Annotated in this window: 19 protein-coding genes and 1 pseudogene; 2 read left to right on the forward strand and 18 right to left on the reverse strand. The window is 60.8% G+C overall.

Annotated elements, in window-relative coordinates:
* Window positions 1-6: 6 nt before the first annotated feature.
* From AB4N82_RS07455 to AB4N82_RS07480, 6 genes are all read right to left on the reverse strand, one after another.
* Window positions 7-942, reverse strand: a complete 936-nt coding sequence (locus tag AB4N82_RS07455) for an NAD-dependent epimerase/dehydratase family protein (protein WP_095186081.1) — start codon at window positions 940-942, stop codon at window positions 7-9.
* Complete coding sequence (gene hldE, locus AB4N82_RS07460) at window positions 935-2,359, reverse strand: bifunctional D-glycero-beta-D-manno-heptose-7-phosphate kinase/D-glycero-beta-D-manno-heptose 1-phosphate adenylyltransferase HldE (RefSeq protein ID WP_122764208.1); 1,425 nt, start codon at window positions 2,357-2,359, stop codon at window positions 935-937. The genes AB4N82_RS07455 and hldE overlap by 8 nt, the downstream gene beginning before the upstream one ends.
* A 103-nt stretch (window positions 2,360-2,462) precedes the next feature.
* A complete protein-coding gene (gene cysC, locus AB4N82_RS07465; RefSeq protein WP_122764209.1) occupies window positions 2,463-3,071 on the reverse strand; it encodes an adenylyl-sulfate kinase in 609 nt (202 codons plus the stop codon).
* Window positions 3,064-3,768, reverse strand: coding sequence for a sulfotransferase family 2 domain-containing protein (locus tag AB4N82_RS07470; protein ID WP_095186169.1), 705 nt, complete (start codon window positions 3,766-3,768; stop codon window positions 3,064-3,066). The genes cysC and AB4N82_RS07470 overlap by 8 nt, the downstream gene beginning before the upstream one ends.
* 153 nt (window positions 3,769-3,921) lie before the next feature.
* Window positions 3,922-5,730 carry a lipid A export permease/ATP-binding protein MsbA gene (gene msbA, locus AB4N82_RS07475; protein ID WP_032890412.1) on the reverse strand — a complete coding sequence of 603 codons (1,809 nt, stop codon included), beginning with the start codon at window positions 5,728-5,730 and terminating at the stop codon, window positions 3,922-3,924.
* Window positions 5,731-5,739: 9 nt separating this feature from the next.
* Window positions 5,740-6,918 (reverse strand): O-antigen ligase family protein, encoded by a 1,179-nt coding sequence (locus tag AB4N82_RS07480; protein WP_122764210.1) that lies wholly within the window; start codon window positions 6,916-6,918, stop codon window positions 5,740-5,742.
* A gap of 147 nt (window positions 6,919-7,065) precedes the next feature.
* On the opposite strand from AB4N82_RS07480, the gene AB4N82_RS07485 reads away from it, so the two are divergent.
* Window positions 7,066-7,632, forward strand: a complete 567-nt coding sequence (locus tag AB4N82_RS07485; RefSeq protein WP_177326457.1) for a BUD32 family EKC/KEOPS complex subunit — start codon at window positions 7,066-7,068, stop codon at window positions 7,630-7,632.
* Here AB4N82_RS07485 and AB4N82_RS07490 read toward each other — a convergent pair.
* From AB4N82_RS07490 to AB4N82_RS07525, 8 genes and pseudogenes are all read right to left on the reverse strand, one after another.
* Window positions 7,621-8,717, reverse strand: a pseudogene (locus AB4N82_RS07490) (glycosyltransferase). The gene AB4N82_RS07485 and the pseudogene AB4N82_RS07490 sit on opposite strands and share 12 nt — an antisense overlap.
* 38 nt (window positions 8,718-8,755) lie before the next feature.
* Window positions 8,756-9,520 carry a glycosyltransferase family 2 protein gene (locus tag AB4N82_RS07495; protein ID WP_122764212.1) on the reverse strand — a complete coding sequence of 255 codons (765 nt, stop codon included), beginning with the start codon at window positions 9,518-9,520 and terminating at the stop codon, window positions 8,756-8,758.
* Window positions 9,521-9,570: 50 nt separating this feature from the next.
* The gene (locus AB4N82_RS07500; protein WP_095186086.1) at window positions 9,571-10,527 is read right to left on the reverse strand and encodes a glycosyltransferase family protein; all 957 of its coding nucleotides are present in this window, start codon (window positions 10,525-10,527) and stop codon (window positions 9,571-9,573) included.
* A 23-nt stretch (window positions 10,528-10,550) separates the two neighbouring features.
* Entirely contained in the window at window positions 10,551-11,948 is a 1,398-nt protein-coding gene (locus AB4N82_RS07505; RefSeq protein WP_122764213.1) for a PIG-L deacetylase family protein, read from the reverse strand.
* Entirely contained in the window at window positions 11,945-12,841 is an 897-nt protein-coding gene (locus AB4N82_RS07510) for an antimicrobial resistance protein Mig-14 (RefSeq protein ID WP_122764214.1), read from the reverse strand. Before AB4N82_RS07510 ends, AB4N82_RS07505 begins: the two co-directional genes overlap by 4 nt.
* Window positions 12,841-13,971, reverse strand: coding sequence for a glycosyltransferase (locus tag AB4N82_RS07515; RefSeq protein WP_122682096.1), 1,131 nt, complete (start codon window positions 13,969-13,971; stop codon window positions 12,841-12,843). The genes AB4N82_RS07510 and AB4N82_RS07515 overlap by 1 nt, the downstream gene beginning before the upstream one ends.
* Window positions 13,955-15,712, reverse strand: coding sequence for a carbamoyltransferase family protein (locus tag AB4N82_RS07520; protein ID WP_095186089.1), 1,758 nt, complete (start codon window positions 15,710-15,712; stop codon window positions 13,955-13,957). The genes AB4N82_RS07515 and AB4N82_RS07520 overlap by 17 nt, the downstream gene beginning before the upstream one ends.
* 133 nt (window positions 15,713-15,845) lie before the next feature.
* Window positions 15,846-16,181, reverse strand: coding sequence for a YceK/YidQ family lipoprotein (locus AB4N82_RS07525; protein ID WP_099602043.1), 336 nt, complete (start codon window positions 16,179-16,181; stop codon window positions 15,846-15,848).
* 205 nt (window positions 16,182-16,386) lie between these two features.
* Here AB4N82_RS07525 and AB4N82_RS07530 point away from each other — a divergent pair, with 205 nt between their 5' ends.
* Window positions 16,387-18,474: a TonB-dependent receptor family protein gene (locus tag AB4N82_RS07530; RefSeq protein WP_122764215.1), complete on the forward strand. Its 2,088-nt coding sequence runs from the start codon at window positions 16,387-16,389 to the stop codon at window positions 18,472-18,474.
* Here AB4N82_RS07530 and AB4N82_RS07535 read toward each other — a convergent pair whose 3' ends face one another.
* Genes AB4N82_RS07535 through AB4N82_RS07550 form a run of 4 tightly spaced genes read right to left on the reverse strand, consistent with a single transcriptional unit; the run spans window position 18,475 to window position 22,850 of the window.
* A complete protein-coding gene (locus AB4N82_RS07535) occupies window positions 18,475-19,401 on the reverse strand; it encodes an ABC transporter permease (protein WP_095186092.1) in 927 nt (308 codons plus the stop codon).
* The gene (locus AB4N82_RS07540) at window positions 19,398-20,348 is read right to left on the reverse strand and encodes an ABC transporter permease (protein WP_081797839.1); all 951 of its coding nucleotides are present in this window, start codon (window positions 20,346-20,348) and stop codon (window positions 19,398-19,400) included. Before AB4N82_RS07540 ends, AB4N82_RS07535 begins: the two co-directional genes overlap by 4 nt.
* Window positions 20,341-21,864, reverse strand: a complete 1,524-nt coding sequence (locus AB4N82_RS07545) for a sugar ABC transporter ATP-binding protein (protein ID WP_122764216.1) — start codon at window positions 21,862-21,864, stop codon at window positions 20,341-20,343. The genes AB4N82_RS07540 and AB4N82_RS07545 overlap by 8 nt, the downstream gene beginning before the upstream one ends.
* On the reverse strand, window positions 21,864-22,850 hold the full coding sequence (locus tag AB4N82_RS07550) for a sugar ABC transporter substrate-binding protein (RefSeq protein ID WP_122764217.1): 987 nt from the start codon (window positions 22,848-22,850) through the stop codon (window positions 21,864-21,866). The genes AB4N82_RS07545 and AB4N82_RS07550 overlap by 1 nt, the downstream gene beginning before the upstream one ends.
* Window positions 22,851-23,377 lie beyond the last annotated feature (527 nt).

Here is a 23,377-nt window from a genome sequence, read left to right on the forward strand (position 1 = left end):
TGATGGTTAGCCGTTAAGCAGTCGTTCCAGGCCGACTTTCAGCGGGGTAGGTTCCGGCAACGTGAAACTCGCCAACAACCGCTGGTTGTTCGCCCGTGAATGCCGAATATCCCCCGACCGCGCCGGCCCGTAAGTCACGGATGGCAAGGAGCCCACCGCTTCTTCCAGCGCCTGCAGCACTTGCTTGAGCGTAGTGGTACGGTTCCAGCCCACGTTGATCGCCCCCAAAGGAGCCTGCGGCGCTTCGATCGCCTGCACCAACACGTCAACCAGGTCTTCCACGTACATGAAGTCGCGGGTTTGCTCGCCATCGCCAAACACGGCAATCGGCAAACCCTGCTGTGCACGTTCGCTGAAGATACTGATCACGCCGGAGTATGGCGACGACGGGTCCTGGCGCGGCCCGAAGATATTGAAAAAGCGGAAAATCACCGGCTCCAGACCATGCTGGCGGCGATAGAAATCAAAGTAGTGCTCGCCGGCCAGCTTATCGGACGCATAGGGCGTCAACGGCGCCTTGGTAGTCTCTTCGTCAATCGAAGCACCTTCGCCGTTGTTGCCATACACCGCTGCGCTGGATGCAAAGACCACGCGCTTGACGCCTGCCTTGCGCATGGCTTCGCAGACATTCAGGGTACCGACGAAATTGCTCTGGTGCGTGCTGACCGGATCATCCACCGAGGCCTGCACGGACGCGACCGCCGCCAGGTGCACCACCGCCGTTGCGCCAACAGCGGCACGCGCAACCAGCCCGGCATCGGCGACATCACCTTCGAGCAGCTCGACAAGCGGGTTGTGCAACGGCAGGTTGCTGCGTTTGCCTGTGGACAAGTTGTCCAGCACACGCACCGCGTAGCCCTTAGCTAGCAAGGCATCCACGAGGTGCGAGCCAATAAAGCCCGCGCCACCGGTGATCAGAACCAACGGATCAGCCTTACTCATTATTGCGGATCTTCTCGACAATCGCCGTGGTCGAGCTGTTCTCAACCAGACCCAACACTTTGACCTTGCCGCCGTAGGCGCTGACGATATCTGCACCGACCACCTGGTCGACGGAATAGTCGCCGCCCTTGACCAGGACGTCCGGCTTGACCTGAGCCAGCAGATTTTCCGGGGTCGCTTCAGGGAAACTGATCACCCAGTCCACTGCTCCCAACCCAGCCAGCACGGCCATGCGCCGGTCGACGCTGTTGATTGGACGGCCAGGGCCTTTCAGGCGGCTGACCGAAGCGTCGTCGTTGACCGCAACGATCAGGCGATCGCCTTGGGCGCGCGCCTGCTCCAGGTAAGTCACGTGGCCGGCGTGCAGGATGTCGAAGCAGCCGTTGGTGAACACAATGCTTTCGTTATGCGCGCGAGCGTCGTCAATCGCCAGCAGCAATTGCTCGATGGTCAGCACACCGCGCTCCGAGCCTTCGGAGCGTTGGATGGCGCGGCGCAGCTCAGGTGCGCTGATGGCAGCGGTACCCAGTTTGCCGACCACGATGCCCGCCGCCAGATTGGCCAGGGCCACGGCGTGAGGCAGCTCTTCGCCGGCCGCGATGGAAGCGGCCAGGGTAGAAATCACGGTGTCTCCGGCGCCAGTGACGTCGAACACTTCACGGGCCCGCGCCGGCAGGTGCATCGGCGGGTGGCCTGGACGCAGCAGGGTCATGCCGTGCTCGCCACGGGTTACCAGCAAGGCACCGAGGTCGAGATCGGCCATGAGTGCCGCGCCTTTGGTCACCAGTTCGTGCTCATCGGCACAACCGCCGACGATGGCTTCGAACTCGCTGAGGTTCGGCGTGATCAGGCTGGCGCCCCGATAAATCGAGAAGTCCTTGCCCTTGGGATCGGCCAACACCGGGATGCCCTTGGCCTTGGCGGCCTGGATCAGCGCTTGGTGATTCTTCAATGCGCCTTTGCCGTAGTCGGACAGCACCAGCACCTTGATGCCTTCGAGCAACTCGTCGACCTGACCGCTGAGGGCCAAGGCGTCGGTGGCGAAGGGTTCTTCGAAATCGATACGCAGCAACTGCTGGTGACGGCTCATGACCCGCAGCTTGACGATGGTCGGCTGGTGGGCAATGCGCTGGAACAGCGCACGCACGCCAGCACCGCGCAGGCTGTTGGCCAGGCTGTCGGCGGCTTCGTCGTCGCCGGTCACACCCACCAGGGAGGCCGGGGCGCCGAGGGCGGCAATATTGAGGGCAACGTTGGCAGCGCCACCCGGACGGTCTTCGATTTGCTCGACCTTGACTACCGGTACCGGCGCCTCAGGGGAAATCCGTGAGGTACCGCCATGCCAGTAACGGTCGAGCATGACATCGCCGACCACCAAGACAGGGGCTTGATCGAATCGCGGCATGGACAACTTCATGGAGCAACCCACATACAAAATGAACAGGGGCGCGATATTAGCACAGGGTGAGCGCTGCCTAGTTCGAGAGCTTTATCCGCAATGCGCCATGCGCCAAAACTGGTTATTTTTTAAACAAAACCGCCAAGATATGCTCAACGGCATCGGCCAGCTCGACCTCATCGGTATTGATCTCACAGTCAGCCGCGCTCGGCGCTTCATAGGGGCTGTCCAAACCGGTGAACGCTTTGATACGCCCATCCAACGCCGCTCGGTACAAGCCCTTGGGGTCACGCCGAGCACACACGTCGAACGGCGTGCTGACGTAAACCTCAAAGAATTGCCCCGGCCCGAACAGCGCCTTGGCGGTTGCTCGGTCGACGCTGAACGGCGAGATCGCTGACACAATCACAATCAATCCCGCATCGACCATCAACCGCGCCACTTCGCCAATGCGCCGGATATTTTCCTTGCGCGCCGCATCGCTCATGCCCAAGTCATTGCACAACCCTGTGCGCAAATTATCGCCATCGAGCACAAAGGTGTGCCGGCCCTGCTCGTTGAGTTGCACCTCAAGGGCATTGGCCAGGGTCGACTTGCCGGAACCGGACAACCCCGTCAACCACAGGCAGCACGGCTGTTGATGCTTGAGCTCGGCCCGTGCCGCCGCCGACAACGACAGGGCAAAGGGACGAATGGCAGCGGACCCACTGGCAAGCGACTGGTTATTCATAACCCAACACCTCGTAATCACGCTGATAGGCGCGCCTGACCAAACGGCGCGTACGCACCGAGCAGAACGCCCTGACCGGCTCGCTGCGCCGCCCCAGTGAAACATTCAGATGTGGCAGGGATGAGGTCACGCCGAGGCGCTCGCACAGGTGCTGGAAATCTTGTTCCAGCGATTCCTGACGGCCGAGAAAATCCATAGCCATCCCGCCCAGGTGATCAACCAGAAAGTCGGTCTGGGGCGCGAAATGCAGTTGGCGGCGCAGGTTGTCCGGGTGCAGCCAGCCGGCCACAAATTGGTCGAAGTCACGGTAGCTGCTGACCAGTGCCTGGGCTTGCACGTCGCGGGCACCCATGTGGTTGCCGCGCAAGTACGTGTAGGCCGAGTAAGCCCGCTCCAGCGGGTCACGCACAAAGGCAAACTTGAAACTGCGCTCGCAGTGTTCGGGAAACTGCTGCTGATACCAGTAATACGGCAGATGCCCCGGCCAGCGGCCATCAAGAAGCGCCGAGCACACGCTGCTGCCGGCGCATTTTGGCACATGGATAAACACGCATTTGTGTCGCTCGAACGCGGGATTAAGGGTGGTCACCCCAGACAGGGATTTGTTCACCGCCTGACGGTCAACCACCGACAAACGCCCCAGCAGAAACACCCTCTGGTGCTTGGGAAGCATTTTCCAGAACAGACGTTGCAACATTCCATTACCCACGCAAGAAGGTTAGCCCTCTCGTTCGTCATTCGAATCGAGAAGGCCAACATAACAAACGATAGGCAACGAATTATTTGGCTTTGGTCAAGCCCTGTAAGGAACTCGATACAAACAACGGGGCGCATTGCGCGCCCCGTCGGATCAGGTGATGTTGTTCGCGACCGGCTCGTCCAGCCCCATCGCATGCAACCGCGAGTAGTAGCCGCCTTTGGCGAGCAGTTCGACATGCGTACCACGCTCGACAATTTCACCGTGGTCCATCACCAGAATCAGGTCGGCTTTCTCGATAGTGGACAAACGGTGCGCGATCACCAGGGTGGTGCGACCTTTCATGACCTTATCCAACGCAGCTTGAATGTGCCGCTCGGACTCGGTATCCAGCGCCGATGTCGCCTCATCCAAGATCAGCAGCGGGGCATTTTTCAGCAGGGCCCGGGCGATTGCCAGACGCTGGCGCTGACCACCGGAGAGCAGCACGCCGTTTTCACCGACCTCGGTGTCCAGGCCTTTTGGCAGCTCCGAGATGAAGTCCATGGCGTAGGCATCGGCCGCAGCTTTCTCGATGTCGGCACGCGGCGCGTCGGCCAGGTCGCCATAGGCGATGTTGTTGGCCACGGTGTCGTTGAACAGAGTCACGTGCTGGGTAACCTGGGCTACATGCCGGCGCAGGTTGCGCAGGCGGTAGTCTTCAATCTCGACCTCGTCCAGCAGGATTTCCCCGGTTTCATGATGGTAGAAACGCGGGATCAGGCTGGCCAGGGTCGACTTGCCGCTGCCTGAGCGGCCAACCAGAGCGATCATCTGCCCAGGGGCTGCGCTGAAGCTGATGTTCTTGAGCACCTCGCGTTCAGTACCTGGGTAAGTGAAGCTCAGGTTGCGCACGTCCAGGCGACCGCTAACGCGATCACGCTCCACGGTACCGCCGTCGACTTCAGGCACTTCATCCAGCTGTTCGAAGATGCTCTCGGCACCCGCCACGCCTTTCTGGATCGTCGAGCTGACTTCCGACAACTGGCGGATCGGCTTGGGCAGCAGGCCCGCCGCGGTGATGTAGGCAACCAGATCGCCCGCCGTGGCGTCACCGCGCAACAGCAGGACCAGGAACATCAACACAGCCATGGCCGTGTAGATCACCAGCTGCAGCATCGGCGTATAGACCGCACCGGTCTTGTTCATGCGCAATTGCTTGTCGGTGTTGCCCTGGCTAGCGGCGGCAAAGCGACGCTGCTCATAGTCTTCGCCACCGAAGCTGCGCACCACACGGTAGCCCTGGATGGTCTCGGAGGCGACGTGGGTCACGTCACCCATCGCCACCTGGATCTTCTTGCTCTGCTTGCGGAATTTCTTGCTGGTGCTGCCGACCATGATTGCGATCAGCGGCAGGATCGCCAGCATCACCAGGGTCAGTTTCCAGTTCATCCACAGCAGGTAACCGAACAGGAACACCACCGTCAGGCCTTCGCGGATCACGACCTTGATCGCATCCGTGGCAGCGCCGGTGACCATGGTCACGTTGAAGGTGATGCGTGAGATCAGGTGCCCCGAGTTATGGGTATCGAAGTAGCGGTTAGGCAGCACCAATAGCTTGTTGAACAGCTGGACCCGCAGGTCATGCACCAGCCCCAAGGAAACCTTGGCCAGGTAGTAGTTGCCCAGGAAAGACCCGAGGCCTTGCCACGCGGCGATCAGGATGATCAGCAGCGGCACGGCCATCAGCAACTTCAGGTCCTTGAAAAACGGAACCTTGGGCAGGAACACCACATCGGGATTGCTCAAGCCATCCACGAAGTACTTGAGAATCCCGGCGAGCATTGGCTGGGTCGAAGCAAAGATCACGAAGCCCACGATACTCAGCAGGAACATGCCGAGGTACGGTTTCACATAGCCCAGCAGCCGGAAATAAATTTTCAGGCTGGATTCCTGGTCCGCTTTGGGCGGTGCGTCACTCATGTGTCGAGCTCACTGATTGGGTAGGACGCGAACTTTATCACACACGTCGGGTTTGGCCCGCGCCCAGACCAAAACACTGGCCAGCGCAACCGGCAACCAGGTGATGAACCACTCGGCCCGAGGAGTGCCTGTGAGGCTTGCCGCATCGAATTGCATCGCCAGGGACGAGAACACCCACATGCCGATAATGCCCTTGCCGTACGGGGTATCGCGCATTTTCAAGGCTTGCCACAGCACGCCGAACCATACCGCCGACCACAGGATCAGGCCTGGCAGGCCCAGCTCGATGGTCACATGGGTGAACAGGTTGTGGGAGTGATCGAAACGGTGCTCATCCCAGAACAGGTTGTAATCACCACCCAGGCCCAGGCCCGTCCAGGGACGCTCGCTAATCATCTGCATCGCTGCCATAAAAATCTGCGGCCGGAACGACGCGCCACGAGACAGCATCAACGACTGCATCGACAGGAATACCAGCACTGCCGCCACCACTGAAGCGATGGCAATCAGGGTGCTGCGCCGGTCTCGGCACCACAGCGGCATGGCCACCACACTCAAAAACAGGGCCAATGCGGCGCCGCGGCTTTGGCTGGCTACCACAAACAGGCCGAGCAAGCCGATCGCCGCCATGCAGGCTACTTGCATCCAGCGCTCACGCGGCATCCAGTGCAGCAACCACACGGCAGCCAGACCAATCACATACGCGCCCAGGATCGGGTGAGACAACTGACCCAGCCCTTCAAGACGCGCGTACCAAACGTTCCCTTCCATGCCATAGAACTTGATCATGGCCAGCAGCGACGACAAGGCAAGACCAAAGCCGCCCCACTGCATCAAACGAATCACGCGCTGGGGCTGAGCTTCAGCGAGTATCGGAAAGAACAAAAGGAACACGCCGATATAGAGCAGGCGCTTGGCCTCGCGGGAGCCGTCTTCGGCATTGGTCCACCACAGGCTGATCAAGCCCCATGCCGCCAGCGCGGTGAGTGCCAGACAGATCCAGCGCTGAGCGCGCCAGACTTGTTTGAGTTGCTCACGGGCAGACCAGGCAAACACCAGCGCCGGCAGCCACAGAAAGAGCGCCAGCCCCTGTTGATAAACTTTGTTGGTCGGCGCGAACGCTATCGCCAGCAAAAACCACAACAACCCAAAACACATCCATCCGCGCGCCCAACGACCTGCTTGCATCACCCGCTCCTAATACGGCCAACCTGCCAACCTGGCATGGTTAAAACTAAAAACTTTCGGCATCATTGCCGACCACTGTGCCCGTGACTCCAACAAGGCTTTCCGACGATGCAATGTTCAAGGCTCCCCCAAACCACGCTAAACACGATGATTGAAGGCGCCAGAATCCTGGAAAAGGACAGCTACGGGCCCAAAGTCTACCTGCTGACGGACGGGAACATTCTTAAACTGTTTCGTCGTAAACGTTTTTTTTCGTCGGCACTGTTGCGCCCCTACTCCAAGCGCTTCATCGATAACGCGGTCAAGCTGCAAGAACGCGGTATTCCAACCCTGACCGTCCTTGAGTACTTCCAACTGGACGCTGCAGGCATGACCGCTGTGCTGTATAGCCCGCTGCCGGGCGAGACACTGCGCCAGATTGCCAACAAAGAAGGCTTTGACTGGGAGCAGAACCTGGACCCGCTGGTGGCGCTGATTCGCCGCTTGCACACTGCTGGCATCTACTTTCGCTCCCTGCACCTGGGCAATATCGTCGTCACGCCGGACAACCAGATGGGCCTGATCGACGTAGCAGACATGCGCTTCCTGCGCGCGCCGTTGAGCCCGGCACTGGCGCGGCGCAACCTGCAGCATTTCGCCCGCTATATTGCGCGCGAGAAGCTGAACGAACGCTTTCCAATGCAGGCACTGGAGCAAGCGCTGCTAGGTGCATGAGAACAGACGCCGGGTGGTTTCACTGAATTCATTCCAGGCTTGCTCCGGCGCCAACGCCCGCGACTGAGCCTCGACAACCTCCTCACCCGAACTCGCGAACGCGCGGGTCAGGAGCTCGCCCCAAAACGCGACATTGTCTGCCGGGGCGTACCAACCGGCATCCCCCAGTTGCTCGCGGAACACTGCCAGTTCACTGGTCAGTACGGGCACGCCGACCATCACCGCCTCTTGCAGAATCAACCCCAGGCCTTCTTCCGTCGAAGGGATGGCAACCCAGTCAAACGCCCGGTAAAGGCTGGCCGCATCAGGCAGATGCCCAGGCAGCGACACTTTGTCCTGCAAGCCAAGCGCTGCAATACGTGCCTCAAGCCCGGGCCTCGCTGGCCCTTCGCCGAGGATCACCAGGCGCGCATCGGGCTGATCAGCCGCCGCACGGGCAAAGGCCTCCAACAAACAGGCAAACCCCTTGCCGTCTACCAGTCGACCAACCGCACCCACTACGGGCGTGCCAGACAACGGCAAGCCCAGACGGGATCGCGCCTGCTCACGGGAAAGCGCCGCAGCGCGAAAACGGCCGGGTCAAAGGCGCTGCGCAGCACCGTCACTGGCCGTTGCAGAGAACGCTCCAGCGAGTGTGCGAGGGTTTTCGAGACGGCCGTCAGCGTCAGTTGGGACGCAGGGAATTGATCGAACAACTGTTGATCTGCACGCCGCAAGCGCGTGGCACCATGAAAAATCACCACCACACGCACGTTCGGTAAACGCTTGAGCACGGGCAAAAGCACCCGCGCAACACCGACCCCATCAAGAAGCACAACCTGTACATCCTCAGGCAGGGCCTTCTGGAAGCGTGCACGCATCAAGGGCATCAACCATTTCCAGAGGTGCCGCCCCTTGAGCCTGGCGGAAGAGAGGTTCCACTCCACGGCCTGTTCAACCAGGCCGTCACTCGAATCAGCACTGCCTTGAAGCAACCAGGTGTGAATCGGTACGCCGCTGTCGGCGCGGGACAGTATCTGCCGATGAACCTTCTGCACCGAAGCAAATGCAGAACCACCGGCCCACATGATGTTGAGAATACTCATCGCAAAACCTTATGAGGCGTTGTTGTCGCGTGTTGGAATTACCAGGGAATCGCCCACCCGATAACCAGCCCCAGGCTCAGCATGACTGCCAGCTTCACCCGCTCTCTGCGCTTACGCCGTGCTTTGGTCGCGCGCTCTTCTGATGTCGACACATGCAAGCCAAAGCCAGTGTGCAACACCGCATCGCCTTCCAGGGTAACGGCAGGCAGGTTCAACTGGGCGTACCGCTTGGAAAGCCCCTTCTCACCCTCGAACCCGGCGTAAGGTGCGCACAACCAGTATTCCTTGATACGCCGCAGGCCGGGGTTGAGAGAAAACCCCTGCCATTCAGGTTTCTCAGACAACAACGGATAACACGGTACGCCACCAATCACCTCGCGTGGCCCACGGTGGATATAGGGGCTGTGCACCTGCAAATCGTAGACAAAGTTACGCAACCAGACTTGCAGGATATCGGGACGCTGCTCCAGCACCACCTTGGAATCTTCGACAAACCCAGGCCGGTAAAACGCCCAGTCATCTTCGCAATGGAAGATGTAGGGGGTTTTGACCGATCCATAGGCCAGGTCGATGGAAGCCAGTTGCCCAAGCTTCGGACGGTTGATCAAAAAATTGCAATGACTGTGCCAGTGCTCGGGAATCGCGAGACGTACCGCTTCATCGCCAGAGTCTTCAGTAATGAAGACTTCGCGTATGTCTGCGGTATTGAACAGGTCGAAGCTCTCAAGCGTACGCTTCAACAAATCGAAGCGGCCGCAACTGGTCACGACGAGGGTTATGTCGCTCTGATCGGAGAATTGCATTCAAGTCTCGATAGGTTGTTTAGCCATCATTGGCTGCCATGCGTCCGATGTCACACGCCCAGTTTCAGGCGCAGCGTTTCCAGCAAACTCAGTGGAGCACGCGGCCGCAACGGCGGCTTCAGGGCTTCAACAATACGCTGCCCGATGCGCGCAAAGCTGAACTGGCTGACGGCGAGGTCTTGCCCGTTGCGCGCAATCTCTGCAGCCAGTTGCGGGTTGGCGCGCAGTTGCGAGAGCTTTTGCTGCAACTGTGGAATGTCCTTGTAGAACACCACATTGACCATGTCCTTGAAGCCAAGGGCCTCGTTCTCCGCAGCCCCTTGGTCAAACGCCAGCAGCACACACCCGCAGGCCATGGCTTCGAAGTTCTTGATCATGTACTCGCCCATGCCCACGTCGGCGCTGACGAAAAAGCGAATCCGGTTGAGGGTCGCGCAGTACTCCTCACCCGACTTGGTGCGCGTGACCACCAAAGGCTCAACCCGTGCCAACTCATCGAGCAGTGCTTTGCGTCCGCTATAGGCCACGCTGTTGGTGCTGCCGACAAATGCCAGCTCGATGTCGCGCTCAAGTCCCTGGGGCTGCAACAGCGCCTGGTCGTAACCCTTGGGCACAAACACCGCATCAAAGCCTTCGGCACGCAGGCGCTCGGTCACCATGTGGCCCGAGCTGATCACCCGTGCCCACGGCAAACGACGGTAGTGGGCACTGAATTTACCGGTGTACTTGCAGGGAATGTAGTTCTGGTAGGCATCGTGTTCGAGGATCACCAGATTCGGGATCGTACGGATGAACCCGGCCTGGCGGATTTCCTGCTTGAAGCGCAGGAAGAACACGATGCGGTCATAGCGCGTCACGTCGACTTCGCGTTTGAAGTACCCGCGCAGGTTGCGCTGCTCATCACTGCTCAGCCAGCGGGTATCACACTCGCAGTGCTCGGCAATGCCTTCGTACAAGCGATCCAGAATCGCACGCTGCTCTTTCTGCACCAGAAATAAAACTTTCATGACTTTCCCTTTCACAAATGCCTTCACAAACGCCAGAACAACTCATGCCGTCGTACGGCTTTGCGGAAAAACTCGTTCTCACCATAAGGCGACCGCGCCCGGCCCGCCAGCAACCGCTGCAGCCAGCGGCGCACACGACGCTTGAACGGCGGAGCGGGCTGCAGGTCATGCATCATGCCCAGCGCCATGGCTTTGTCACGCTGCTGCGCCAACGACAGTGGCAGGCTGCACGGGCGTAGCTCAAGCGTATCGTCGAACAGCGGCGGCAAGGCAATACCGGCGCCCGCGTCACCCATGGGCCAGCGGTCGTTGTCATGCAGATGGTTGGCGTAACCCAGTACGACGGTCGGCTGCCATTCCAACCCTTGCAACGCCTCGACCACCGCTTGCTGCGCGCAGATATGGTCTGGGTGAGGGTCGAGCACTGGATGCGGCAATACGATCACTTCGGGACGTGCCGTCAGCAGCAACTGGCGCAGATCGGCCAGCAGGTTGTTCCAGGTCGGCAGGCCGTCAACATCCGCCGGCAACGGGAACGGATTGAACTGGCGAAACAGGCGGATATCCGACAGCTCAGCTTCGCGCGAGGCCACTGGCTGATCAGGCGTTGCGCGCATCGCCGGCAGTTGCAGGCAGAAGTAGCCCAACTGCACGCAATGCGCCTGCGGCACACCGGCCCAAAGCGGCACGGCAATGCTGTCCCAGGCGCGCAGGCGGCCCTTGGTACGCGAGGCTTCGACCGGGTCCAGACCCATTTGCTGATAATGCTCGGCTTCGATTTCACCGGCGGTGAGGGTCACGATCCACGGTTTTTCAGCCTGGCTGTATAAGCCAAAAGCGGCCAGCTCGGCGTCGTCGGCATGGGGCGCGATGACCATCACCCGCTGTTTTGAATACTCCGGATTGCCCCAGGCCCACAACCGGGGCGCGCCGTGCAACGTGCAAAAGCGCCCGCGCAAACGCAGCTCGCCCGCCGCCAGGGCAGGCGCCAGACCACTGAGATTGAGATAACGAATGCCGTTCACACCGCGCTCGAAAGCCTGGCGATCAGTGCTGTCACCGCCTGTAATCTCAACGGCCGGATCCAGAAAGCGACCTAACCAACCGCTCTTGATCTTGATGGCCAATACCAAGGTCGCATCGGCTTGCAGGGGTGAATCAACCCGCAGCTGCCCGCCTTCGAAGCGAACCCCAGCCACTTCGGCTTCCGCCGAAAAACGGTATTGATAGTCTTCGCTGGGGGCATAAAACAGATGGTCGGCAAACCACGCCTCATGGGCGATCCAGGCCAGCACTCCGAGTACCAGCGGCAGCCACCAGGCAACCCAGACACCGATCACCACCAGCAGCAACAGGCCGATCAATACGGCGACACGTTTGTTGCGCCGATGGCGCTTGAGCAATTGTTGTTTGCGGCTCATACGGTCAGCACCGGCACGGGGTTGCACCAACGGTCCTTGTACTCACGGTCGGCACGCCCGAAGGAAAAGCGCAGCGGCTTGCCGACTTCACGCGCCTGTTCCCAAGCGCTTTGGGTGTTGAGGAAACTCAGGACGCTGCCCGGGCTGAACGCGCGGGTTTCAGGGTCGACACCGCCGTTGACGTACTCCACGCTGATCCACTCGGGCGATTCGACCCGGTACACCAACTGGACAGCGATGGGCGCATCGTTGAGAAAAATAACCGAGCCGATCAGCCACTCGCGCAGCAGCTCGATTACTTCAGCCATGCGCTCGGCCCCCGTGGCGACAAATCCCCAGCGGCGTAGGAACAGATCGCAGTAGATAGCAGCCAATTCCTGACTGGAAAACTCACTGACCGGGCGCACGACACCGCCTGCCTCTTCGAGCAAACGCAGTTCGCGGCGCTGGTTATAGCGGAATTTCTTCGACAGTTCTTCCGGGGTGCGGGTCATGGCCAGTTGCTCGGCCTGGGGCTTGAGGCCGCTGAAACGGCCTTCGTTCAGGACCGACAGGTAGCGTGCGCGGTGGCGCAACGGCGCCTGGGTGTTCGCGGCGGCCGGCAGGATCAACTCGGCGTTACCCAAATCAAACAGGCCTTTCTTGCCCTTTTGTTTGAGCACGTCCTTGGACAACGCAAGGTCGCGGCCCCAGGTGGCGATGCACGCCTGCAGTTCACCGCCCTGCTCCCAGGCCAGGTAACGCACCGGGATATCGGCCAACCCGGCCAGACGTTCGATCACTTGAGGATGGGTCGCGACACTGCCGCCAAAACGTTGCCAGGCGTCGTTGTACGCACGCGCGTCGACGACGGACCAGCCGCGCTCGCGCCAGCCTTGAAATCGATTGAGCATCAAGCCCCCGCGGTCAGTTCAATAACGTGCGGCAGTTGCCAGAAGGTATCGCGTACCGCCTGATCCGAGAAACGCGTACGCAGGCGTTCCAGCATCATCTCGGCACACTGCCGTTGCTGGTGCTGATCCATCCCGGCCAGGTGCCGCAGCCCCTGCGCGAGATGTTCGGCGTCGCCGAAGGGAAACAGAATACCGACGCCTTCGACCACTTCCTTCGCTCCGCCACAGGCCGTGGCCAGCAACGGTACGCCGGCTGCCATGGCCTCCAGCAGCACCATGCCGAACGGTTCGTGATCGGAGCTCAGGGCAAACACATCGAATGCGCGGAAATACCGACGCGCATCCGGCACCTGGCCGAGGAACAGCACCTTGTCGGCAATCCCCAGCTCACGAGCCTGATCCTTGAGCGCTTGTTCAAGGCGCCCGGTGCCAAGGATCGCCAAGCGACTCTCGGCCGGTAAGTGCGGCAATGCCAGGGCAAAGCCCTTAAGCAGCGTGGCCTGGTCTTTATCCGGGTGCAGGCGGCCGACATTGCCGACCACCCACTCATCCGGCGACAGGCCCAAGGCATCGCGCGCCTCATCCACAGGCACCTGGATGGCCTGCAAAGCGTCGACATCAATGCGGTTATACAACGTCTGGATGCGCGCAGCGGGCCAGGCCGGCAGGCAGCGGCGCATGTCGTCACGCACCGCGTCGGAAACCCCCAGCAAGCTCAGGCGCTTGCGAAAGATCCCGGCAAACAGTTTACGGCTGCCGCGCAGGTAATCACCGAACGCGTGATGCACGCCGATGACCGGCAACCGCGTGCCAAGCAAGGCGATATAGATCGGCTTGAACCGGTGGGCGATACAAAAGCTGAAATTGCGCGACGCGGCGATCTTGCGCAGCTCACGGATGGCACCCAGCTTCAAGCCACGAATGGCTTTGGAGCTGAATTCCATGAACAACACTTCATCGGACGCACACCCGGCCGCTACAGCAGGGTCAGCGACCCCTGTGAGAAACACCGTGGTCACTTTGTAGCCAGAGCCTGCGAACAGACTCGCGTACTGCCGTGCGCAGTCCAGGAACGGCCCGTCATAGCCATGGCAGAACTGCAGGACGTGGCGGTCAGCCGAGCGCGTCATAAGGGTCCACGCCGTCTTTGACGACCAGGATGTCTTCCATGATCAGGTACTGCAGGTCGGAGCCGAAGAACATGTCCAACGCGTCTTTCGGCGAGCAGATCATTGCTTCGCCACGACGGTTGAGCGAGGTGTTCAGGGACACGCCGTTGCCGGTCAGCACTTCGAGCTCTTTCATCATGTCGTAGTAGCGCGGGTTGTATTCGCGCTTGAGGACCTGGGCGCGGGAAGTACCATCTTCATGGACCACTTCCGGCACGCGGGTCTTCCATTCTTCCGACACTTCAAAGGTGAAGGTCATGAACGGCGCCGGGTGATCGACCTTGATCATCTGTGGGGCCACGGTGTCGAGCATCGACGGGCAGAAAGGCCTCCAGCGCTCGCGGAACTTGATCTGGTGGTTGATGCGGTCAGCCACGCCGGTCGCGCTTGGGCAACCGATGATCGAACGACCACCCAACGCACGCGGGCCAAACTCCATGCGGCCCTGGAACCAGGCCACGGGGTTGCCATCGACCATGATCTTGGCAATGCGCTTGGGCATGTTTTCGATTTTGCGCCACACCGGTTTGCTCTCGTGCTTGGCGCACGCAGCAATCACCTCTTCGTTGCTGTAGGACGGGCCGAGGTAGACGTGCTCCATCTTCTCCACCGGCACACCACGGGCGTGAGACACATAGGCCGCCGCGCCAACCGCAGTGCCGGCATCGCCGGACGCAGGCTGCACGAACAGCTCTTTCACGTCGTCGCGGGCAATGATCTTCTGGTTCAGCTTGACGTTCAGTGCACAGCCGCCGGCGAAGGCCAGCTTGCCGGTGTCCTTGAGGATGTCGCCCAGATAGTGGTCGATCATCTGCAAGGCCAGTTTCTCGAACAGCGCTTGCATGCTCGCGGCGTAGTGGATGTAAGGCTCGTCGGCGATGTCGCCTTCGCGCTTCGGACCCAGCCACTCGATCAGTTTTGGCGAGAAGTAGAAGCCCTTGCCCTTCTCTTTATACCGGCGCAGGCCGATGACGTTGGCGTAGTCGGTGTTGATCACCAGCTCGCCGTTCTCAAAGGAGGCCAGGCGCGAGAAGTCGTACTTGCTGGCGTCGCCGTACGGCGCCATGCCCATGACCTTGAACTCGCCGTCGAGCATCTCGAAACCGAGGAACTCGGTGATCGCGCCGTACAGGCCGCCGAGGGAGTCCGGATCGTAGAACTCCTTGATCTTGTGGATCTTGCCGTTTTCGCCGTAGCCGAAGAACGTGGTGGCGTACTCACCCTTGCCGTCGATGCCGAGGATCGCGGTCTTCTCCTGGAAGCCGGAGCAGTGGTAGGCGCTGGAAGCGTGGGCCAGGTGGTGTTCAACCGGTTCGATCTTGATTTTCTTCGGATCGAAGCCCAGTTGCTCCAGGCACCAGACGATCTTGTTGCGATAGCGTTTGTAGCGCCGGTTGCCCATCAGGATCGCGTCGAGGGCGCGGTCCGGGGCGTACCAGTAACGCTTGGCGTAGTGCCAACGTGCCTCGCCGAACAGGCTGATCGGGGCGAACGGGATCGCTACCACGTCAACGTCGGAAGGCTTGATACCGGCCTGTTCCAAGCAGAACTTCGCCGATTCGTAGGGCATGCGGTTCTTTGCATGTTTGTCGCGTACGAAGCGCTCTTCTTCGGCGGCCGCGATCAGCTTGCCGTCGATATACAAGGCTGCGGAAGGATCATGGCTAAGGGCGCCGGACAGGCCAAGAATCGTCAATGCCACTGGGGTCTAGCCTCTTTTAGTCTGCATGCAGGCGGGTTGCGCCTGAAAAAAGTGTGCTTCCCACCTGGGCAGGAAACAGCTAAAGGGCGGGATTATAGCTTAAAAATGATGGGAAACTGCTAGCCGCAAGGGGTTAGCGAAGCTCAACACTCCCGTCAGCACGTTGCCGGTAGATCGTGTAGGGCAGGATGAGCGTATCGAGAACACCGGATACCGGCACATCGAGAACAGCCCAGGGAATTCCGTTCAGCGAAAGCCCATCGGCAGAATTCGCCGGCCCATGCAGCACGCACAAGTCATACGCCACGCCGCTGTAGACACGCGGAACAGACTGACAATAGGTTTTTTTCCCCTTGAGTTCCCGCACGGTGACGTCATCACCGCGAAACACCGTGGTGACCGTTCCGCAGCCGCCCATGATTAACGTCATGCCCACCAACACCAACAACCGCACGATAGGGGTCCGCATATCTAATTCTTCTTTTAAATTCAGGGAGCGAAAAGCTAGCACTGCGAAACCCGCGGCTCAGGCATCCGGAACCGACGCCTAGCGTAGGACGCTTCCGGTTCTGACCAGTTGCAACGAATTCGGCAAAACCAGGGTTGAATCGTTAAACTCGCACTTTTTACGCCTACGCCAATCACTCGCGTTGCGCCATAGACCCGGCCTCATCATGACCCCAATTATCCCCACTCGCCTTGCCGTTCTGCTGCTAGGCCTGTGCACCACCGCCCTGGCCGACGATGCGCCCCTGGTCCTCGATCCCAGCGTGGTCACCGGCTCGCGCAGCGCCAGCCCGACGTTCGACCTGCCGTACTCTGTGGACAGTGTCAGCCGCGAACAGATCAGCGACGGCCAATTGGGTATCAACGCCTCCGAAGCCCTGTCCCGCGTGCCCGGCCTGGTGGTGCAGAACCGCCAGAACTACGCCCAGGACCTGCAGATTTCCTCACGCGGCTTTGGCGCCCGGTCGGCCTTTGGCGTACGCGGCATCAAGTTGATCGCCGACGGCATCCCCGCCAGCACCCCGGATGGCCAGGGCCAAGCGGCCACATTCAACCTCGACACCGCCGAACGCATCGAAGTGCTGCGCGGACCGGCCGCCACCTTGTACGGCAGCAACGCCGGCGGCGTGATCCAGATGTTCTCCCGCGACGGCGAAGGCCCGCCACGTATCGGCGCCGAAACCCTGATCGGCAGCGACGGCCTGAACAAAAACCACCTGAGCGCCGAAGGCGCGACCAACGGCGCAGGTTTTGTGCTCGACGCCTCGCGCATGGACACCAACGGCTACCGCGACCACAGCAGCGCACGCCGGGACCAGACCTTTGCCAAGCTCAATGTCCAGCCCGATGACGACAGCAAACTGGCGCTGATCTACAGCAGTCTGGAACAGAACGGCACTCAGGACCCGCTGGGGCAAACGTGGGAAGCGTACAAAGCGGACCCGCGCTCGGTGAGCAGTAATGCGCTGACGTACAACACGCGCAAAAGCATCGATCACCAGCAATTGGGGATGAATTACGAGCGCTACATCGGCGATGCGACGTTGCAAGTGAATGCCTACACGGGCCGTAGGAGTGTGATTCAGTACTTGTCGATTCCAGGCACTATCCCCGCGGGCAAACGCGGCGGCGTAGTAGCGTTCGACCGCAAGTTCTACGGCGGCTCTGTCCACTGGCTGCAACCTATCAACAGCGCGCCCGGCGACCTGACCCTCATCGCCGGCCTGGACTACGATCGCAGCCAGGATGATCGCCAAGGTTATTCCAACACCGTCAACGGGGTGCAAGGCGTCAAAGGCGCCTTGGGCCGCGATGAAATCGACACCGCCACCAGCCTCGACCCGTTCGTGCAAGCCAACTGGTTGCTGGGCGACTGGACCCTGCAAGCCGGCCTGCGTCACAACACTATGAAAATGGACGTGGACGACCGCTTCGTCAGCGGTACCGACGGCGACGACAGCGGCAGCAAGACCTACCAGAAGAACACCCCATCGGTCAGCGTGATGTACGCTTTCACGCCTGACCTGCACGGCTATGTGAGCGCGGGCAAAGGATTTGAAACGCCGACACAAGCCGAGTCGGCCTACTCCAGCAGCTCAAACGGTTTCAACTTCGCGCTCAAACCGTCGGTCAGCACGCAGTACGAAGTCGGTTTGAAAGCACGACTTGGCCAAGACACACGCATCAACGCTGCCGTCTTCCAGATCACGACCGAAGATGAACTGGTGATACAGCAATCCGTTGGAGGGCGTTCCACCTATCAAAACGCCGGCCGCACCCTGCGCCGCGGCTTCGAACTGGGCCTCGAAAGCCAACTCGCCGAACACTGGACCACCAGCCTCGCCTATACCCGCCTGCAAGCCACCTACGACAGCGACTTCGTCAGCGGCACCAGTACCGCCGTCGATAAGGGCAACTACCTCCCTGGCGTACCGCAAACCACGCTGTTCGCCGAACTCAACTGGAAACCCCGCGACTGGGTGAGCACCGCCATCGAGGGCATGTACCGCAGCAAGGTCTACGTCGAAGATACCAACAGCCAGCACGCCGCGCCGGGCTACAGCGTGTTCAACTGGCGCGCGCGCTTCGAACAGAAAGTCGAGCACTGGACCTTCCACCAGACCCTGCGCCTGGACAACCTGCTGGACCGCCAGTACGTCGGCTCAGTCATCGTCGGCGACAGCAACGGTCGCTACTACGAAGCGGCACCGGGCCGCTCGTGGTACGCCGGCGCAGGTGCTGAGTACCAGTTCTGATCAGCGGGACTCCAGCAACCGGCGACTGGCAAAGCTGAACGCCAGCACCACAAAAATCAGCACGCCGGTCGCCACTTGCTGCCAGTAGAAATTCCAGCCGATCAGCAGCAAGCCGTTGGCGATCACGTTGATAAACAACACCCCCAGCAGGGTTCCGGGAACATTCGCCCGCCCCTGCCGGCTCAAGGTGGTGCCGATAAAGACCGCGCCGATGGCATTGAGCAAAAACGCATTGCCCGACAGCGGCACATAGGCGCTGACCGTCGAACTGAGCAACACCCCCGCCACGCCACAGGCCAAGGCAGTCGCCAAGGCCACGACGGTGACGATTCGCTGCACCGATAAGCCTGAGTAATACGCCAGCAGCGGCTGGGTGCCCTGGGCCAGGAGTTCGCGGCCCAGGCGTCCGCGCGCCAATACCAGGCCATAGAACAACGCCAGTCCCAGCACGATCAGCAAAGGCGTAAGGCCGGTCAGTTCAGGCTTCACACCCTGGCTGATGTAGATAGGCTGGCCGCCGTCCGAGAGCAATTGCTGGGCACTGGTGCCGATAAACAGCGTGCCCAGGGTGGCAAGGAATGGACTGATCCGCAGGCCGGCGATCAACCCGGCATTCACCACACCGACCAACAGGGCCGCGACCAACGCCCCGGTCGCGGCAACTGCCCAGCCATGCCCACCATTGAGCAACACCACAAAACTGAAACTGGCGAAATCCAGTGCCGTGCCCACTGACAGGTCGATGCCACCCGCCGCCACGGCGTATGTCATGCCGATGGCGACAATCGCCAGCAGCACGAAGTTATTCAGCACCAGGCTTTTGAGGTTGCCGCCGCTCAGGAAGCCCGGCGCCTGCAAGGCAAACACCAACACTATCACCGCGAATACCAGCGGCAACGTCAACGGCAATAAAACGCGTGGGTTCATGAGCCGGCTCCCCGATTCAATGCGCTGGACGCGGCCACCACCAGCAGGATCAGCACGCCCTGCACACCGTTGACCCAGAAATTCGACAAGTTGAGCAGCTGAAATCCATTGATCAGAAAACCGATCAGCAACGCCGCCAACAACGTCCCAGGAATACTTGCCACCAGCCGCCGCGAAAACACCACGCCCAGAAAGGCAATCGCTACCACCGACAGCAACATGTCACCGGAGCCCGTGGTGCTGCCGCTGAAAAACGCTGCCGAACATAACGCCGCCACACCAGCGCACAGGCCCGACAGCGCGTAACTCGACACCCCATAAGCCCGTACGCGAATGCCCGCTGCTTGCGCCGCCTGGGGATATTCACCCACCGCATGCAGACGCAGGCCGTAGGCCGAATGCTGGACCAACAGGGTCAGCAACCCGGCCGTCAGCAGCAACACCCAGGCCAGTGCCGGCACCGCCAGCCAACTGCCGCCGCTGAGCACGTCCAGCAACGGCGAGTCGGTGGAAACCACGGTATTTTCCGTCAGCACCAATTCCAGTCCCGCCAGCACATTCATGCTCGCCAGTGTGGCCAACAGCGGCGGCAAGCGCAGCAACACCACGGCCAAGCCGTTGACCAGACCGACTGCCAGGCCGCAGCCCAAGGTCAGCAGCAGGGTGAGCCAAAGCTCCAGGCCGGCATTGTTAAGGCGGCTGAACACCGCCGCGCACAACCCCAGATTGGCCGCCAGCGACAGGTCGAGCCCACCGGCCAGCACATTCGAGCCGCCGCCGATAATCACGCAGGTCAACCCGAAGGCCAGCACGCCGAGAATCGCAGATTGGCTGAACACATTGGCCACGTTGCCCAGCGACAGAAACCCCGGCGCCGCCAGGGCAAACCCCAGCAAAATCGCCAGGAATACACCCACCGAACCCCGTCTCAGTAGTACCTCAAGCATGCTCGACCTCCCGCACCGGCACAGCAGCAGCGGGCACGGCGCCTGTAGCACAGGCGAGCAACTGATCGCTGTCAGCCTCCCCCGCACGAAATTCACCCGCAATCTCGCCGCGATGCAGCACCAGGATTCGATCACTGATCCCCAGCAACTCCTGCAAATCCGATGACAGCACCAACACCGCTGCGCCCTCTTCTACCAGGCGCCCAATCAGGCGATAGATTTCCACCTTGGCGCCCACGTCCACGCCCACACAGGGCTCATCCAGCAGGTACACCGCCGAGCGGCGGCTGAGCCATTTACCCAGGGCGACTTTCTGCTGATTACCCCCACTCAGTTGGCTGACGGCGGCGTGAGGCCCAGGCGTCTTGATCGCCAGTTCTTCAATCAACCGCGCGGCTTCCATCTGCTCGCTGCGCCGGCTCAGCAAGCCCCAGCGGCTGAACCGCGAGAGCCCCGCCAGTGTCAGGTTTTCCAGCACCGACAACACCGGCGAGATGCCCTGACTACGCCGTTCCTCGGGCACCAGCGCGATGCCGTCGGCAATCGCCTGGCCCGGTGAACGCAGGCGCAGCAAGCGCCCGTCCAGATGCACACTGCCGCTGTCGGCCCGCTCGACACCAAACAGCGTCTTGAACAATTCCTTCGCGCCGGAACCGACCAACCCGGTGAGGCCGACAATTTCTCCGCGCCGCACCTCCAGGTCAATTTGCCGATAACGCCGTGCCAGACTCAGCCGGCGCACCTGCAACAGCGGCGCCCCCAACTCGACCTTGGCCTTGGGGTACATCTCCTGCACATCGCGGTTGACCATCAGCCGTGCAATCTCTGCGCTCGACGTGTGCCGTGGCTGCACCACCGCCACATCCCGACCGTTGCGCAGCACCGTGACGTCATCGCACAGGCTGTCGATTTCCTGCAGGTAGTGGGAGATGTAGAGGATCGACAGCCCCTGGTCGCGCAGGCGTTTGACGATGCGCAGCAACTGGTCGACCTCGCGCTTGACCAGCGCCACGCTGGGCTCGTCGAACACCAGGATCTTCGGCTGGCGAATCAGCGCCCGGGTGATTTGCAGTACCTGGCGTTCGGCGCTGTTCAACTCACCGACCAAGGCACCAGGCGGCAGTTGCAGGTCAAAGTATTCCGTCAGCAGGCGCTGCGCTTCACGCTGTTGCCGCCGCCGGTCCACAAACGGACCCCGGCGCAACTCATGCCCAAAAAACAGCGCTTCGCCCACGGTAAAACTGGCGGGCAGCAGGCGTTCTTGATGGATGAACTGCACGCCCAATGCGTCCACTTGACGCGGCGACAGCGTTGCATAGGCCTGGCCGTCGATACTCACCTGCCCGGCGTCGGCCGTGTGGATACCGGCGAGTATCTTGATCAACGTCGACTTGCCCGCGCCGTTCTCGCCCACCAGCCCATGGATGCTGCCGCGCTCGACCTTAAGGCTCGCATCATCCAGCGCCTGGGTGGCGCCAAAGCGCTTACGCAGGTGTTGCAGGTGCAATGCCGCCATCAGTCACCCCGCAGCTGTTGAACCTGTGCCAGGTTGCCGGCGGTGGTCAGCAAGGTGGCGACATGGGTTTCCTTAGGCAGGTCACGTTGCCCGGCCAGGTAGCGCGCCACGTTTTGCACCGCCGTCTTGCCGATCAGCGCCGGTTGCTGCGCGACCACCGCGCCCACCGGCGAGTTCGCCTGACCGAGCAGCGCCAGCACTTCGGGGGTGCCATCGACGCCGTAGGTCTTGATCTCGGTGCGCTTGGCATCGATCAACGCTTTGCTCGCGCCCAACTGCGGAATATCCCAGGCCGACCAGATCGCCGACACGCTGCCCGCCGGGTACTTGTTGAGCAACGCCGACACTTGGGAGTAGGCGTCCTGCACGGTATTGGGGATCACATCGCGCAGCTCGGGCTGGATGATTTCCAGCTGCGGATAATCCTTGAGCGCCAGCTTCAACTGGTCATAACGAATCGCACACACCGGCACACCGTAGAAGCCGTTGAACACCAGAATCTTGCCCTTGCCGCCAGCGTCCTTGATCAGTTGATCGGCCAGGGCTTTGCCGGTGGCGACGTTGTCCGAAGTGGTGTTATTGAGGCTGTACTGCGACGGCGCATCGATGGTGAACAGCGGAATCCCGGCCTTGCTGATGCGCTTGAGCCACGGGTCGATCACGCTGAGGGTGCCGAGGGTCTGGATCACCGCGTCGGGCTTCTGGGTGACCACGGTTTGCAGTTGGGTCACCAGGTTCTTGTCATTGCGCCCGGCGTCGAGGGTGATCGGCGTACCTCCCAGGCGCTTGATCTCATCCACCTGAGCCTGGAACGCCTTGATATCGAAATAATGACTGGTGCCGGTCATGCTCACCGCAATGCGCTTGCCGGCCAGGGACGGCACGGCATCATCCCCTTCGGCAGCGTGGACGACGGCAGCGTGGCCCAGCAGCACAGCAACGCCGAGGCAAATCAAACGGGTAAGCGAGAAAAGGCTGTAAGGCATACAAGACTCCGCGGGCGGCTGGTGAAAGGGTTCACCAGGAGACTTTGCAGAGGCCATGCCAGGTTTTTTATCTATAAAAATCAGTAAGATAGAAAATACTGAGTGCGTAAGCGCTGTCGTTCTTCACTCACAAATGCCCAAGCACTGTTGCTGACACAACACTTAAGAAGAGCACCATAACTGTGGTGAGCGGGCTTGCCCCGCGCTGGGCTGCGCAGCGGCTCCAAAACCAGCCGCTGCGATTTACCTGAAGCACTGCGGTGCTTCTAGTGGGGCTGCTGCGCAGCCCAGCGCGGGGCAAGCCCGCTCACCACAGGAAGACCGCTCATCACAGGAAGACCGCTCACCACGTGTAAGCGCTGTCGTTCTTCACTCACAAATGCCCAAGCACTTTTGCTGACACAACACTTAAGGAGAGCACCATAACTGTGGTGAGCGGGCTTGCCCCGCGCTGGGCTGCGCAGCGGCCCCAAAACCAGCCGCTGCGATTTACCTGAAGCATTGCGGTGCGTCTAGTGGGGCTGCTA

The organism is Pseudomonas sp. H1_D04 (assembly GCF_054683855.1).